The organism is Primorskyibacter sp. S187A (assembly GCF_049800955.1).
Classification (GTDB): Bacteria; Pseudomonadota; Alphaproteobacteria; order Rhodobacterales; family Rhodobacteraceae; genus JAKVBH01.
On record NZ_JBNAGA010000001.1, the window covers coordinates 2141247 to 2154471 of the forward strand.

The 13225-nt window shown below is 58.9% G+C and carries 18 protein-coding genes; all 18 read right to left on the bottom strand.

The window, feature by feature from the left end:
• Positions 1-8: 8 nt before the first annotated feature.
• Positions 9-1052, bottom strand: coding sequence for an NADH-quinone oxidoreductase subunit NuoH (gene nuoH, locus ACP15S_RS10660; protein WP_425039554.1), 1044 nt, complete (start codon positions 1050-1052; stop codon positions 9-11).
• Between the two features lie 6 nt (positions 1053-1058).
• The gene (locus ACP15S_RS10665) at positions 1059-1451 is read right to left on the bottom strand and encodes a hypothetical protein (RefSeq protein WP_425039555.1); all 393 of its coding nucleotides are present in this window, start codon (positions 1449-1451) and stop codon (positions 1059-1061) included.
• Entirely contained in the window at positions 1448-3490 is a 2043-nt protein-coding gene (nuoG, locus tag ACP15S_RS10670; protein ID WP_425039556.1) for an NADH-quinone oxidoreductase subunit NuoG, read from the bottom strand. The genes ACP15S_RS10665 and nuoG overlap by 4 nt, the downstream gene beginning before the upstream one ends.
• Before the next feature lie 6 nt (positions 3491-3496).
• Positions 3497-3889, bottom strand: a complete 393-nt coding sequence (locus tag ACP15S_RS10675) for a DUF5333 domain-containing protein (protein WP_425039557.1) — start codon at positions 3887-3889, stop codon at positions 3497-3499.
• The gene (locus tag ACP15S_RS10680) at positions 3886-4209 is read right to left on the bottom strand and encodes a hypothetical protein (RefSeq protein ID WP_425039558.1); all 324 of its coding nucleotides are present in this window, start codon (positions 4207-4209) and stop codon (positions 3886-3888) included. Before ACP15S_RS10680 ends, ACP15S_RS10675 begins: the two co-directional genes overlap by 4 nt.
• A gap of 8 nt (positions 4210-4217) precedes the next feature.
• Positions 4218-4706: a DUF3291 domain-containing protein gene (locus tag ACP15S_RS10685; protein WP_425039559.1), complete on the bottom strand. Its 489-nt coding sequence runs from the start codon at positions 4704-4706 to the stop codon at positions 4218-4220.
• Positions 4706-5149 carry a DUF5333 family protein gene (locus ACP15S_RS10690; RefSeq protein ID WP_425039560.1) on the bottom strand — a complete coding sequence of 148 codons (444 nt, stop codon included), beginning with the start codon at positions 5147-5149 and terminating at the stop codon, positions 4706-4708. Before ACP15S_RS10690 ends, ACP15S_RS10685 begins: the two co-directional genes overlap by 1 nt.
• Positions 5150-5160: 11 nt before the next feature.
• Positions 5161-6459, bottom strand: a complete 1299-nt coding sequence (nuoF, locus tag ACP15S_RS10695) for an NADH-quinone oxidoreductase subunit NuoF (protein ID WP_425039561.1) — start codon at positions 6457-6459, stop codon at positions 5161-5163.
• Positions 6460-6467: 8 nt separating this feature from the next.
• Entirely contained in the window at positions 6468-6692 is a 225-nt protein-coding gene (locus ACP15S_RS10700; protein ID WP_425039562.1) for a DUF5337 domain-containing protein, read from the bottom strand.
• A 20-nt stretch (positions 6693-6712) separates the two neighbouring features.
• The gene (locus tag ACP15S_RS10705) at positions 6713-7507 is read right to left on the bottom strand and encodes an endonuclease (protein WP_425039563.1); all 795 of its coding nucleotides are present in this window, start codon (positions 7505-7507) and stop codon (positions 6713-6715) included.
• A 32-nt stretch (positions 7508-7539) separates the two neighbouring features.
• On the bottom strand, positions 7540-8802 hold the full coding sequence (locus ACP15S_RS10710; RefSeq protein WP_425039564.1) for an NADH-quinone oxidoreductase subunit E: 1263 nt from the start codon (positions 8800-8802) through the stop codon (positions 7540-7542).
• Positions 8792-9076: a hypothetical protein gene (locus tag ACP15S_RS10715; RefSeq protein ID WP_425039565.1), complete on the bottom strand. Its 285-nt coding sequence runs from the start codon at positions 9074-9076 to the stop codon at positions 8792-8794. The genes ACP15S_RS10710 and ACP15S_RS10715 overlap by 11 nt, the downstream gene beginning before the upstream one ends.
• Positions 9073-10290, bottom strand: a complete 1218-nt coding sequence (locus tag ACP15S_RS10720; RefSeq protein ID WP_425039688.1) for an NADH-quinone oxidoreductase subunit D — start codon at positions 10288-10290, stop codon at positions 9073-9075. The genes ACP15S_RS10715 and ACP15S_RS10720 overlap by 4 nt, the downstream gene beginning before the upstream one ends.
• A 2-nt stretch (positions 10291-10292) precedes the next feature.
• The gene (locus tag ACP15S_RS10725) at positions 10293-10466 is read right to left on the bottom strand and encodes a hypothetical protein (protein ID WP_425039566.1); all 174 of its coding nucleotides are present in this window, start codon (positions 10464-10466) and stop codon (positions 10293-10295) included.
• Between the two features lie 109 nt (positions 10467-10575).
• A complete protein-coding gene (locus tag ACP15S_RS10730) occupies positions 10576-11187 on the bottom strand; it encodes an NADH-quinone oxidoreductase subunit C (protein WP_425039567.1) in 612 nt (203 codons plus the stop codon).
• A gap of 9 nt (positions 11188-11196) precedes the next feature.
• A complete protein-coding gene (locus ACP15S_RS10735) occupies positions 11197-11730 on the bottom strand; it encodes a NuoB/complex I 20 kDa subunit family protein (RefSeq protein ID WP_425039568.1) in 534 nt (177 codons plus the stop codon).
• On the bottom strand, positions 11721-12086 hold the full coding sequence (locus ACP15S_RS10740) for an NADH-quinone oxidoreductase subunit A (protein ID WP_425039569.1): 366 nt from the start codon (positions 12084-12086) through the stop codon (positions 11721-11723). The genes ACP15S_RS10735 and ACP15S_RS10740 overlap by 10 nt, the downstream gene beginning before the upstream one ends.
• Before the next feature lie 345 nt (positions 12087-12431).
• On the bottom strand, positions 12432-13217 hold the full coding sequence (locus ACP15S_RS10745; RefSeq protein WP_425039570.1) for a crotonase/enoyl-CoA hydratase family protein: 786 nt from the start codon (positions 13215-13217) through the stop codon (positions 12432-12434).
• Positions 13218-13225 lie beyond the last annotated feature (8 nt).

A 13225-nucleotide genomic window follows, 5' to 3' on the forward strand; every position in this document is an offset into this window, starting at 1 on the left:
GTTTCTCCTCAGACCCAGCGCGCGAATGCGCCCCAGAACCATTCGAATTTGGCCGCAAAGGCCACAAAGACGACCCAGACGAGGCTGAAGGGCAGGAAGACTTTCCACCCCAGCCGCATCAGCTGGTCGTAGCGGTAACGCGGCGTGATTGCCTTCACCATCGCGAAGATGAAGAAGAAGAACGCCATCTTGATGATCATCCAGTGCACGCCATCACCCAGAAGCGGCCAGTCCGCCAGCCCTGGGAAGGGCGAGAGCCAACCTCCAAAGAAGAGCAGCGTCGTCAAGGCACACATCAGGAAGATTGCGATGTATTCCCCGGCCATGAAGAGCAGGAACGGCGTCGAGGAATACTCGACCTGATACCCTGCCACGAGCTCGGATTCCGCTTCGGGCAAATCGAACGGCGGGCGGTTCGTCTCAGCCAGACAGCTGATGAAGAACAGGAAAACCATCGGGAAATGCGGCAGCCAGTACCACGACAGGATGCCCATCCCGCTTTGCGCATTCACGATAGAGCCGAAGTTCATCGAACCCGTGGAGATGATCACGCCGATGATGATCAAGCCGATCGACACTTCATAGGAGATCATCTGCGCCGCGGAGCGCAAGGAGCCGAGGAAAGGGTATTTCGAGTTGGAGGCCCAGCCCCCCATGATCACGCCATATACCTCAAGCGAGGAAATGGCGAAGACAAAGAGAATGGCCACATTGATGTCCGACAGGACCCAGCCTTCATTGAACGGGATCACCGCCCAGGCAAGAACCGCCAGCACAAAGGACGCCATCGGCGCCATCATGAAAACGGTCTTGTCGGCCCCCGCAGGCACCACGACCTCTTTGACGACGTATTTGAGCGCATCGGCCACTGTTTGCAGCAGCCCGAAGGCGCCAACCACATTGGGCCCCCGGCGCATCTGAACAGCCGCCCAGATCTTGCGGTCGCCATAGACGAGGAAAAGCAGCGAAACCATCACAAAACCCAGCACCGCAAGGCACTGCGCAAGGATGAGGACGCCGATCCCCAAAGGTGTTGTCAGAAACTCAGCCATGGTCCCTCACACAGTCGGTATGTTTGTTTCCCGACACGCGGCGACTGTCACCTCCGCATCGATGTTTGTGACGCCTTTCGGCAGTGCGTCCGAAATCAGGTAGGCTGCATCGGCCATCCAGAGACCTTCGCGCTGCTCTACCTGCGTCCGCACGTGTTGAGCGAACCCATAGCCCCGAATGAGGGCGTATTGCGCTGCGGCACATCGCGCATAATCCTCGATATCCCGTGTTTTGCGCGCACCGCGCATCTCGACATGGAAATTCACGAGGTCCCCTTCCAAGAGGCGCGTCTCGATGCCGAGATATTGCGGCTCGAACGGCGCGTCCTCCTGCGACGGCGGTGCCTCGCAGGCGGCAAGCGCCAGCGCCATGACAGCTATGGGCCAGATATGCTTCATTCCGCTGCAATCTTGTCCTCGCTGCGTGCTTTATGACCGGCGGACAATTCAGCCATGAGCTGGCTGGCGCGCGCAATCGGGTTGGTCAGATAGAAATCCTTGATCGCATTGCGGAAATCAGCGTCGCCCAGCTTGCCCGCTGGCAGAGGATCCCATTCGTTTTCAGGCACCTCATCGATCCGGCCCAGATGCGGGACCGCCTTGACGAGTTCCTGACGCAGCTGTGGCAGACTATCAAACGGCAAGCCGAAGCCGCCCGGGATCGGGATGTTGCGCATCTGTCCTGCCAAGGCGCGCAAGATGGCCCAGTTTTCCTTTGCATCACCCGGCGCAAACCCCGCGCGCAACGCCAGCTGGGGGCGGCCCTCGGTGTTTACAAAGAGGCCGGATTCTTCCGTGTAGGCCGCTCCAGGCAAAATAATATCTGCGCGATGCGCGCCGCGATCCCCATGGGAGCCCTGATAAATCACAGTGGGGCCTGCGGCGATCTCCACTTCGTCTGCGCCCAGATTGTAGATGACATCCGCGTCCTCGATGGCCCCTTCGAGACCACCGTCACATACCGCGCCGACATCCATGGCGCCCACGCGGCTCGCCGCCGTATGCAACACCATGAACTTCGAATTACCGGCTTGCGCCGTTTGCATCGCCGTCCCGAGAACGGCCGCTCCATCGGCTTCGCGCAGAGCGCCCTGCCCGACAATCATCACGCCCGGCACGCCTTGCTTGTCCGAATGATCCATCTCCGCAAGCTTGGCCAAAGCCTCGCGGCCCGTGCCTAGATGGATATAGTCATAGGAAAGATCGACGGGCTCACCAATCAGCGCAACCTTCGCACCTGCGGACCAGGCTTTGCGAATCCGCGCATTGAGAACAGGCGCTTCATCGCGCGGATTGGTCCCGATCAACAGGATCATCTCCGCCGTATCGATATCTTCGATGCGCGCCGTGCCAACATAGCCCGAGCGATTGCCCGCAGGCAGCTTCGCCCCATCGGTGCGGCACTCAACAGCCCCGCCCAGACCTTCGACCAGCAGCTTGAGCGCATAGCTGGCCTCAACAGGAGCCAGATCGCCCACAAGTCCAGCAACCTTGGACGCCCCCGCCAACGCTTCGGCCGCTTTTTCCAGAGCCTCGCCCCAAGATGCCGGGCGCAGCTTGCCGTTCTCACGCACGTATGGTTTATCCAGTCGCTGACGGCGCAGGCCATCCCAGACGAACCGCGTTTTGTCGGAAATCCACTCTTCGTTTACGCCGTCATGATTGCGCGGCAGAAAACGCATGACCTCGCGGCCCTTCGTGTCCACACGGACGTTGGAGCCAAGCGCATCCATCACATCGATGCTTTCTGTCTTGGTCAATTCCCACGGACGGGCTGTAAAGGCATAAGGCTTGGAGACCAGCGCACCAACGGGGCAAAGATCGATGATATTGCCCTGCATGTTCGAATTCAGCGTTTCGCCCAGATAAGACGTGATCTCGCTGTCTTCGCCGCGACCGGTTTGACCCATTTGGGTGATGCCGGCAACTTCCGTCGTGAAGCGCACACAGCGTGTGCAGGAGATGCAGCGCGTCATATGCGTCTCGACCAATGGGCCGAGGTCCAGATCATCAACCGCCCGCTTGGGCTCGCGGAAGCGTGAAAAATCAACACCATAGGCCATCGCCTGATCTTGTAGATCACACTCGCCCCCCTGGTCACAGATCGGACAATCGAGCGGGTGGTTGATGAGCAAAAACTCCATCACACCCTCACGCGCCTTCTTGACCATGGGAGAGTTTGTCTTGACGACAGGCGGTTGGCCTTCGGGGCCGGGGCGCAAATCGCGCACCTGCATGGCGCAAGACGCCGCTGGCTTGGGCGGACCACCGACCACTTCCACAAGGCACATGCGGCAATTGCCAGCAATCGACAACCGCTCATGATAGCAAAAACGCGGGACCTCGATACCGGCCTGCTCGCAGGCCTGAATGAGCGTCATGGCACCGTCAACTTCCACTTCCTGGTCGTCGATAATGATCTTTTTCAGGTCAGACATATGCCCTCACCTCTCTCTGAGCAGCGCACCAATCGGTGTGCCACTTTGAATTTCAGCACGCCCCAGCGCGCAATAGGACTGATCGTCGCCACGGGTCACACCGCGCGCCGCCATGTAAGCATCCGCTTCGCCCTCAAGGCGCTTGCGATCCGCTTTGGATTTCACGAAATCTTCAATCTGTTCAGCGCTGTAGCCCAAGTTGCGCGCGCGGCGCTTCAGCCCGTCCAGCGTGCTCCAGGCCACAAGCATACGCGCTGAAATCGAACCGCAATGGCTGCGAATTTCATCGGCGATTTTAACCGAGCGCAGACCATCGTTTATCTCCGCGACATCCGACAAGGGCGGAAGCGCAAGAACTGGCGTGGCCATGGCAAAAGACAAAAACGCAGCGCGGATCATTCGATGCACCTCCCGCGCAACGTCAGGCTGTCGCCATCCAGCGGCAAGCTCTCTGCATCCGGCGAGGTCTCCCAGACGATCTCGGAGACACCAAACCACTTGATGCAGTATTTCGTGCCCTCATACGCAACGGCTTCGCGCGCGCCAGCTTCTGATTTCGAGACCCCCCGGACAACCGCATCAAACACAGTCCGATCCGAGCGATCCACCGCCTTGGCGGAGCCGCGGAAAAACTCGCCGTCAAAGGTGATGCGTTTGTCCTGACCGCCACATGCCGCCAAAGCCGCGCATACCAACAAACCTGCAAAAAGACGTGTCATTTCAAACCCTACTCCGCCGCCGTACTGTCCGAGCATGACCGCTCTCGCCAGACGTTTGCGTCCTTGAGAAAAGACCAGCCAAACGCGTGATCGGTGTCGCCATGGGCCCGCTTATGCTCCAGCCGCTGCAGGGCCTCCTCCAGCGCAGGCTTGTGTCCTTCGGGCACCCACCACATGACGAAATGCTGCTCGCCCATCACCTCGAACCATTCCTGACGCCGCTCGTAGAACTGGCGATGCACAGTGTTCCAGACAAAATGCTCCAGTGTCTCGACGCTTTCCCAAACAGACAAGTTCGCTACAAACTGCGGATCATCGCCAATGCTGTTTTCGGTATTGCCCGTGCCCGGCTCACCCGAGCCTTCCATCATCCAGACAAACCCCGGCGAGCGTTTGCCCAAGCCATTGACCAGATCCAGATTTCGCATGAAATCCTGCACCCTGGGATCATCCACGGGCGCCAGAAGACGGCCAACATTGAGTTCAGCCAAGTGCATCACCCACGCTCCCTCAAGAAGCGACCGACCGCGCTGCCCGCAGCAATTTCGCGACGTGCCGCAGCACACACACTGTCTCGGTCTCCAATAACAACGTTATTGGTTTCCAAGTAATTGATCAGGTCGGCTTGCATGCGCGCCTTTGGCAAATTGCGAGTCCAAGCTTTGATGTCATTGGCTATGTAGCCGCGTGACATCAAGTCTTGTACGGCATCCCTTTCCGCGCGGTCAGCCGTGGTTTTCGAATAGAAAACCGACCGACAGCGTTGCCCTAAAGTGGATGCGACACCAGCATTAAACGCCAATTGGTAGAAGTCTTCGGGAATTTCTTGTGCCTGCGGACGAGGCGCATTGATGGAGTTCCCAGATGGCCCAGTTGTCGTCGTCTGGCATCCCGCCAAAAAGGCAAAGATCGCGACTGCGAGGCTCGTTTGCTTCAGCATTGAGAAAACCCTCACTCAGCCGCAACCGCACTGGTTCGCCCAGACCTTTGTGCCTTGATCCGATCCTCGATCTCGTCTCGGAAGTTCTTGATCAGACCCTGAATCGGCCAGGCAGCCGCATCGCCGAGCGCGCAGATCGTATGGCCTTCCACCTGCTTGGTCACATCAAAGAGCATATCGATCTCCTCGACCTCGGCCTCGCCGCGCACCAATCGGTCCATGACCCGCATCATCCACCCAGTGCCTTCGCGGCAGGGCGTACACTGACCACAGCTCTCATGTTTGTAAAACTTGGAGAGCCGCCAGATCGCCTTGATGATATCGGTAGAATTGTCCATCACGATCACCGCCGCCGTGCCGAGGCCGGAGCCCAGTTCACCGCGCAGGTAATCGAAGTCCATGATGGCATCTTTCATGTTCTCGCCGCGCACGCAGGGCACCGATGATCCACCAGGAATAACGGCCTTGAGATTGTCCCATCCGCCGCGAATGCCGCCACAATGGGTCTCGATCAGCTCCTCGAAGGAGATCGACATGGCTTCCTCGACAACACAGGGGTTGTTGACATGTCCGGAGATCGCAAAAAGCTTTGTACCGGCGTTGTTCTGGCGACCGAAGCCTGCGAACCAAGCGCCGCCGCGGCGCAGGATCGTGGGGACCACGGCAATGCTCTCCACGTTATTCACTGTGGTCGGGCACCCATAAAGCCCTGCGCCGGCCGGGAACGGCGGCTTCATGCGCGGCATGCCCTTTTTGCCCTCAAGGCTTTCCAGCAATGCGGTTTCTTCGCCGCAAATGTAGGCCCCTGCCCCGTGGTGCAGGTAAATGTCGAAATCCCAACCCGACTTCGCGGCGTTCTTGCCGACGAGGCCTGCTTCATAGGCTTCATCGATCGCAGCCTGCAGCGCTTCACGCTCGCGGATATATTCGCCGCGGATGTAGATGTAGCAACAATGGGCCTGCATGGCGAAAGAGGCGATCAGGCAACCTTCGATCAGGGTGTGCGGATCATGGCGCATGATCTCGCGGTCCTTGCAGGTGCCCGGCTCGGACTCATCCGCGTTCACCACCAGATACGCAGGCCGGCCATCACTCTCCTTGGGCATGAAGGACCATTTCAATCCCGTCGGGAATCCCGCGCCGCCACGCCCGCGCAGGCCGGAGGCTTTCATTTCGTCAATGATCCAATCGCGGCCCTTGGCGATGATATCCTTGGTGCCATCCCAGTGCCCGCGCGCCTGAGCGCCCGCGAGTGTCCGGTCGTGCATCCCGTAGATGTTCGTAAAGATCCGGTCCTGATCTTGCAGCATGGTCCCTGCTACCCTTGGCTATTCCGGCGTTTCCGCCAGATTTGAAAGATGTTCACCATCGCCCAGAAGAGCGCGGCGAGAACTAAGAAATCCACCAAGAGCGCATAACGGCCCGGCAAACCCAATGCCGGGCCAAGGGCTTGCGCCGCAATCCAGATCAACATGGAGCCCGCTATCACAAGCGCAGTCACGCGCCCCTGCTTTGCGATCTCCGTATCTTTCTCGCGGCTCATCAACCCTCCGGTATGGTCCCTTAGTAGACGTCGCCTTTGTCCACCTTCTTCGAGAATTGCGTCTCGCCTCCGGCGGCCAGAAGCTTGGCCTGTTCAACCCAATCGTCGCGCGTCACGCGACCTTTGAACCCCTCGAGGTTCTGATCCACCCATGCCACTTCGTCAGCGCCCCAATTGGCGATCTGGTCAAAGTGATAAAAACCCAGCGTGTTGCAGAGGGTTTCGAGCTTCGGCCCGATCCCCTTGATCCGCTTGAGATCATCCGCCTGTCCGCCGCGCGCCTCGCTCAACCCTTCCGGCCGTTTGCCTTCAGAGCTTGATGCAGGCGCGGTTGCCGCTTTGGCAGGCTTCTCAGCCGAGGCATCGCCCTCATATTTCCAATCGCCTTTGCGATTGGCCAGCTCCTCCTCACCAGACAAAAGCGTTGATGCTTCTGACGATGCGGACGCTTCTTTGGCTGTGGTGGGCGCAGTTTTGGCAGGCTCAGCTGCGGGCTCTTTCGCCGGCGCCGCAGGTTTGGGCGCAGGCGCGGAGGACGCATGGGCCCCGGAGGTCTGTGCCGCAGCGGTTGTCGGTTTCGTGGACGCCGCGCCGTTGGGCACGATGCGCGCCTCACCCATTTTGGGCAGGTCGGTACAGAACAACCAACTCAACAATGCGCCAAGGATGGCAAAGACGATGCCGCCGAGGAAGGCGGATGCAATAAATCCGAAATTGCCAAGCACCAGCAAAAGCACGAAGGTCAGCGCGCCAATCCCGGCAGCCAGCGCCCAACAGCCGACCTGGCAGCTCATTCCATTGTTGTTGTCCATCATCGTCACTCCCTGTCCATTCTGAGACGTCCTACTCAGTAGACATCCCCTTTACTTACACGGGAAGCAAACTCCGTCTCGCCGCCAGAGGCAAGGATTTTGGCTTGATCCACCCAGGCATCGCGTGTGACCCGGCCTTTGAACCCCTCGAGATTGGCATCCACCCAAGCGACCTCGTCCGCCGTCCAGTTGGCAATCTGATCAAAATGGAAAAAGCCAAGGCTGTTGCAAAGAGCCTCGAGTTTGGGACCGATGCCCTTGATCTTCTTGAGATCATCGGCACCGCCATCGCGCGCAGCAGTCAATGCCGCAGGCCGGACACCCGCGTTGCCCTCAGCGGGAGCATCAGACGTCTTGGTTTGTGCAGCCGGTTTGGCCGCAGTCTGGCCGGAGTAGGTCCATGTGCCTTTGCGGCTTGCCAGTTCTGCCTCACCGGCAAGGACTGTGCTGGGTTTGACCAGCGGATCGTCCTCGATTTGGGCCGGCGTCGCTTTGGCCTCAGATGCAGGCGCCGCACTGGATTTCGGCTGCGCGGCTTGTGGGGGCGTTGCGATATTTGCCGGCGCGTCGAGATCGCGTCCGTGGTTCAAACCAGCCTGAAACGACACATTAAGCGGCACTTCTGTGCCGTCGATGCGTTTGATGGTGTCCCCGATATCTGTCGCAAATTGGGCAGATGCGTTGTGCGCAGTTTTACCGCTTTCATATTCGGTCAGGCTCGTCAGACCCATCAACGGCTCGGCCGCATAGCGACCGTTTTGCGGACCCGGGGTTGGCGCCTCGCCTTTCGCCAAAGCGTCAATGATCTCGCCAAACCTCTCCGCAGTGAGGTCTTCGTAGTAATCCTTGCCAATCTGCGCCATCGGGGCGTTGGCACAGGCCCCCAGACACTCGACCTCTTCCCAACTCAGCTTGCCATCTGCCGACAGCGCATGCGGCTGTTGGGCGATCTTGTCCTTGCAGACAGCAATCAAATCTTCAGCCCCGCAGATCATGCAGGATGTTGTGCCGCATACCTGGATATGAGCAACAGAACCAACAGGTTGCAGCTGAAACATGAAGTAAAACGACGCCACTTCGAGCGCGCGCATATAGGCCATGCCCAACATGTCTGCGACGCCCTCAATCGCTGGCCGGGTCAGCCAGCCCTCTTGCTCCTGTGCGCGCCATAGAAGCGGGATGATCGCGGATTGCTCCCGACCTTCGGGATACTTCGTGATCTGCGCTTCCGCCCATGCCTGATTGGCAGGCGTAAAGGCAAAACTGTCCGGCTGCTCCGGGTGTAGTCTACGCAGCATCAGCGCATCCTCCGGAGGTGAACCGGTGCCCGCCGCTTTCCATAGCGACGGCCTGCTCCAGTGCAACCTTGTATTGCACCATGGCAACGACCTGATCTCGTGTCAGACCCGTTTGCAGCTCGGTCGCAAGGAAATGAGGCTCGGTCACAAGCTCGCAGCCCATGGATTTGACGGCATCGTCAAAGCGCATGACCGCCGCCTCGTCGACCCCTTCAGGCGGCATGGCACATGCCGCGACGAGCCCCAAGGGCGCCAAAAGCATAAAGCGTTTCATCGATCAATCTCCCCGAACACCACATCCATGGTGCCAATTATGGCTGCAACATCAGCGAGTTGGTGACCACCCGCGACATGATCCATAGCCTGTAGATGCAAGAAACCGGGCGCACGCAGCTTGGCGCGGTAGGGTTTGTTGGAGCCATCCGCCACAAGGTAAACACCGAACTCTCCCTTGGGAGCTTCCACTGCAGCGTAAACTTCGCCCGCTGGAACGTGGAACCCTTCGGTGTAGAGCTTGAAGTGATGGATCAGCGCTTCCATCGATTGCTTCATGTCCGAGCGTTTCGGCGGCGTCAGTTTCCCACGTGCAAGAATATCGCCCTTGCCTTCCGGTGCGTTCAATTTCTCGATCGCCTGATGGATGATCGAGAGCGATTGTCGCATCTCTTCCATCCGCACAAGGTAGCGGTCATAGCAATCGCCGTTCTTGCCGACGGGGATCTGGAAGTCGAACTCATCGTAGCATTCGTAGGGTTGCGCACGCCGCAAATCCCAAGCGAGGCCCGAGCCGCGCACCATAACGCCCGAGAAGCCGTAATCCTGAATATCTTGCTCGCTCACGACACCAATATCAGCGTTACGCTGTTTGAAGATGCGATTTTCAGTCAGCAAACCGTCGATGTCAGCGATGACGCGCGGGAAATCATTGGCCCACTCGACGATATCATCGAGCAGGTCCTGCGGAAGATCCTGATGCACGCCACCGGGCCGGAAATACGCCGCGTGCAAACGTGCACCACAGGCGCGCTCGTAAAAGCACATCAGCTTTTCGCGCTCCTCAAACCCCCAGAGCGGTGGCGTCAGCGCGCCGACGTCCATGGCCTGCGTGGTGATGTTCAAAAGGTGATTGAGAATGCGCCCAATCTCGGAATAGAGCACCCGGATCAGCGAGGCGCGACGCGGCACTTCCACGCCCGTCAGCTTCTCAATCGCAAGACACCAGGCATGTTCCTGGTTCATGGGTGCCACGTAGTCAAGGCGGTCGAAGTAAGGCAGGTTCTGCAGGTAGGTCCGGCTCTCCATGAGCTTTTCCGTGCCCCGATGCAGCAACCCGATATGCGGATCGCAGCGCTCCACGATCTCGCCATCGAGTTCCAGAACAAGCCGCAAAACACCATGAGCCGCGGGGTGCTGCGGGCCAAAATTGATGTTGAAATTGCGGATCTTTTGCTCGCCCGTGAGGGCATCATCAAACTTGGAGCCGTCCATCATTATCGCTTCTCCAACTCTTGCAACTTCATCGCCATGACCCACAACAGGGCGAGGACGCCAAAGGGAATAACACTTGCCAAGGCCCACCACTTATTGATGCCGAAAAACGGCAACAGCTTGAGCATCGGGATAATCGTGAGGACCGTAAAGATCAGCCAAAGGATGCCTTCCATCACACGACCTCACGCTCAGGCATGCTGAAAAAGCGGCGGCGCAAAGATGGAACGGCCAGCACAAACGGACCGATTGTGATCACCCAGAGCGCGCGTTCGAGAGCAGACATCAGGCGCTCTCCCCTTGTGTCTTTTCATCACCCGGCAGGATGTACTCCGCGCCCTCCCACGGGCTCATGAAATCAAACTGGCGGTATTCCTGCGTCAGGCTGACCGGCTCATAAACCACGCGTTTTTGCGCCTCGTCATAGCGGACCTCGGTATATCCCGTGGTCGGGAAATCCTTGCGCAGCGGGTGGCCGCGAAAGCCGTAGTCCGTCAGGATCCGACGCAGATCGGGGTGGCCGGAGAACAAGATGCCGAACATGTCGAACACTTCGCGCTCAAACCAGTTGGCGGATGTATGAATATCGGTGATCGAAGGCACCATATCCTCCTCACGCACAGCCACACGCAGCCGGACCCGATGATTTCGGTACATCGAGAGGAAGTGATACACGACATCGAAACGGCGCGCGCGCTCGGGATAATCAACGCCGGTGATGTCCACGAGCGAGGAGAACTGACAGGTCGCATCGGACTTGAGCCACTCCACGAGCCCATGGATCGAACCCAGAGCGACATCGATGTTCAACTCGCCGAAAGTGACATCCCAGCCGAGCACGCAATCGGGACGCTTCAGCTCAATATGCGTTCCCAGCTCTTTGAGGGCTTCAGACATATTCGTCCCCTACCTGACCAATGTACCCGTGCGACGGATTTTGCGGGCCAGTTGCAAAATACCATACAGCAACGCCTCAGCCGTGGGCGGACAGCCCGGCACGTAGATGTCCACAGGCACAATCCGGTCGCATCCACGCACAACGGAGTAGCTGTAGTGATAATAGCCCCCGCCATTGGCGCAGGACCCCATTGAGATGACGTAGCGCGGCTCGGGCATCTGATCGTAGACCTTGCGCAGCGCCGGCGCCATTTTGTTTGTCAGCGTTCCGGCAACGATCATCACGTCGGATTGTCGTGGAGACGCGCGGGGCGCAATGCCAAACCGTTCTGCATCATAGCGCGGCATCGAGGTGTGCATCATTTCAACCGCGCAACAGGCCAGACCAAAGGTCATCCAGTGCAACGAGCCGGTACGAGCCCAGTTGATGATATCTTCCGTGGAGGTCAGCAGGAAACCCTTGTCCTGCAATTCCCGGTTTAGCTCTTGCGTGGCGACTTCGCGGTCCATGCCCGCGGAGTTGGCTCCGGTGGCTACTCCCATTCAAGCGCTCCCTTTTTCCACTCATAGGCAAAGCCTATGGTCAACACCGCAAGGAAAATCATCATGGACCAGAAGCCCAGCATCGAGATGTCCTTGAACCCAACGGCCCACGGAAACAGGAACGCGATTTCGAGATCGAAGATGATGAACAGGATCGAGACGAGATAAAACCGAACGTCGAATTTCATCCGCGCATCGTCAAACGCGTTGAAGCCGCATTCGTAGGCAGAAACTTTTTCAGGATCAGGGTTGCGAACGGCCAGCACCACAGCGGCAAGGATCAGGACAAGCCCCAATCCGATGGCAACGGCCAGAAAGATGAGGATCGGGAGATATTCCCGGAGCATGTCTTCCACGAGGATGGTCCTTTCCCTCTCGGCGCGCGCCACACAGGGCGCGTCCAGATGGCTGATCTGGTTGCTTCGCTGGTTTAAAGATGTGCGCCGGGCTGGTCAACTCACAGAAGGTTAATTCCCCCCCCATCCAAACGCGCTAGCGCGTTGAAATATATGAACTTCCGTAACGGAATGCTTCAAATGCGGCAAATCGTCGGCATGGCCGCGCTGCGGACGCGGGGGCAAATGGTCGTTTGTGATCACAAAGCGGCCTTCCTGTGCTGATAGCGAGTCGGCACAGGTCTCAACCGGGATTAGGTTAGCGCTAAAGGTGGAGCTCTTTGATCTCCGCCCCAATCAGGACGGTTATGTCTGCTTCCAGGGCGGGGGCGTTTTGGCGAAAAACGCGGCGATCCCGTCTTGCGCTTCTTGTGTGCGCCAACGGTGTGCCAAGGCCTCAATCGCCAGATCGACCTGCGCCTGATCAACGCCGTACCCGAGATCCCGCAAAAGCGCCTTTGTCTCCGCAACCGCTCCCGGCGCGCAGGAGAGGTACGGCTCGGCCTCGCCCTCGACGGCAGCCTCCAAGGCATCGCGCGCCACAACGCGAGACACCAAGCCGAGGCTTTGAGCCTCTACTGCGTCAAACGTCCGCGCCGACATCAAAACGCGGCGCGCCGGACCGGGGCCCATACGGCGCACAACGAAAGGGCCGATATTGGCAGGAATGACCCCCAGCCGGGTTTCCGTGAAGCCGAATACCGCTGTTTCGACAGCCACCACGGCATCACACACTGCCATAAGACCCAGCCCACCACCAAAGGCATTGCCCTGCACTTTGCCAATCAAAGGCTGCGGCAAGTGATCCAGCGCCAGCAACGCCCCGGCCACTTTCGCACTTTCGCGGCGACGGGTCTCGTCATCCGCCTCGAACTGCGCACGCATCCAGGCCAAATCGCCGCCCGCGCAAAAACTGCGGCCTTCCGCGGCAAGCACAACAACCCGGACGTCCGACCGCCCCTTCAGGAGAGAGGCGGCATCAGCGATCTCTTCAAGCATCTCGCCCGACATCGCATTGTGCTTATCGGGACGCGCGAGCGTCAGGGTGGCGATCCCCTTCGCATCACAGGTGAAGCTGAGCGTCTGGTACATTTCGACCT

What these genes read in the sequence shown, in the direction of transcription:
- ACP15S_RS10680 (WP_425039558.1), bottom strand. Translation starts at nt 4,209, where the DNA reads ATGACACGTCTTTTTGCAGGTTTGTTGGTATGCGCGGCTTTGGCGGCA.
- ACP15S_RS10675 (WP_425039557.1), bottom strand. Translation starts at nt 3,889, where the DNA reads ATGATCCGCGCTGCGTTTTTGTCTTTTGCCATGGCCACGCCAGTTCTT.
- ACP15S_RS10685 (WP_425039559.1), bottom strand. Translation starts at nt 4,706, where the DNA reads ATGCACTTGGCTGAACTCAATGTTGGCCGTCTTCTGGCGCCCGTGGAT.
- ACP15S_RS10700 (WP_425039562.1), bottom strand. Translation starts at nt 6,692, where the DNA reads ATGAGCCGCGAGAAAGATACGGAGATCGCAAAGCAGGGGCGCGTGACT.
- ACP15S_RS10720 (WP_425039688.1), bottom strand. Translation starts at nt 10,290, where the DNA reads ATGGACGGCTCCAAGTTTGATGATGCCCTCACGGGCGAGCAAAAGATC.
- ACP15S_RS10735 (WP_425039568.1), bottom strand. Translation starts at nt 11,730, where the DNA reads ATGGGAGTAGCCACCGGAGCCAACTCCGCGGGCATGGACCGCGAAGTC.
- ACP15S_RS10730 (WP_425039567.1), bottom strand. Translation starts at nt 11,187, where the DNA reads ATGTCTGAAGCCCTCAAAGAGCTGGGAACGCATATTGAGCTGAAGCGT.
- ACP15S_RS10710 (WP_425039564.1), bottom strand. Translation starts at nt 8,802, where the DNA reads ATGCTGCGTAGACTACACCCGGAGCAGCCGGACAGTTTTGCCTTTACG.
- nuoF (WP_425039561.1), bottom strand. Translation starts at nt 6,459, where the DNA reads ATGCTGCAAGATCAGGACCGGATCTTTACGAACATCTACGGGATGCAC.
- ACP15S_RS10665 (WP_425039555.1), bottom strand. Translation starts at nt 1,451, where the DNA reads ATGAAGCATATCTGGCCCATAGCTGTCATGGCGCTGGCGCTTGCCGCC.
- nuoG (WP_425039556.1), bottom strand. Translation starts at nt 3,490, where the DNA reads ATGTCTGACCTGAAAAAGATCATTATCGACGACCAGGAAGTGGAAGTT.
- nuoH (WP_425039554.1), bottom strand. Translation starts at nt 1,052, where the DNA reads ATGGCTGAGTTTCTGACAACACCTTTGGGGATCGGCGTCCTCATCCTT.
- ACP15S_RS10725 (WP_425039566.1), bottom strand. Translation starts at nt 10,466, where the DNA reads ATGGAAGGCATCCTTTGGCTGATCTTTACGGTCCTCACGATTATCCCG.
- ACP15S_RS10690 (WP_425039560.1), bottom strand. Translation starts at nt 5,149, where the DNA reads ATGCTGAAGCAAACGAGCCTCGCAGTCGCGATCTTTGCCTTTTTGGCG.
- ACP15S_RS10745 (WP_425039570.1), bottom strand. Translation starts at nt 13,217, where the DNA reads ATGTACCAGACGCTCAGCTTCACCTGTGATGCGAAGGGGATCGCCACC.
- ACP15S_RS10705 (WP_425039563.1), bottom strand. Translation starts at nt 7,507, where the DNA reads ATGATGGACAACAACAATGGAATGAGCTGCCAGGTCGGCTGTTGGGCG.
- ACP15S_RS10715 (WP_425039565.1), bottom strand. Translation starts at nt 9,076, where the DNA reads ATGAAACGCTTTATGCTTTTGGCGCCCTTGGGGCTCGTCGCGGCATGT.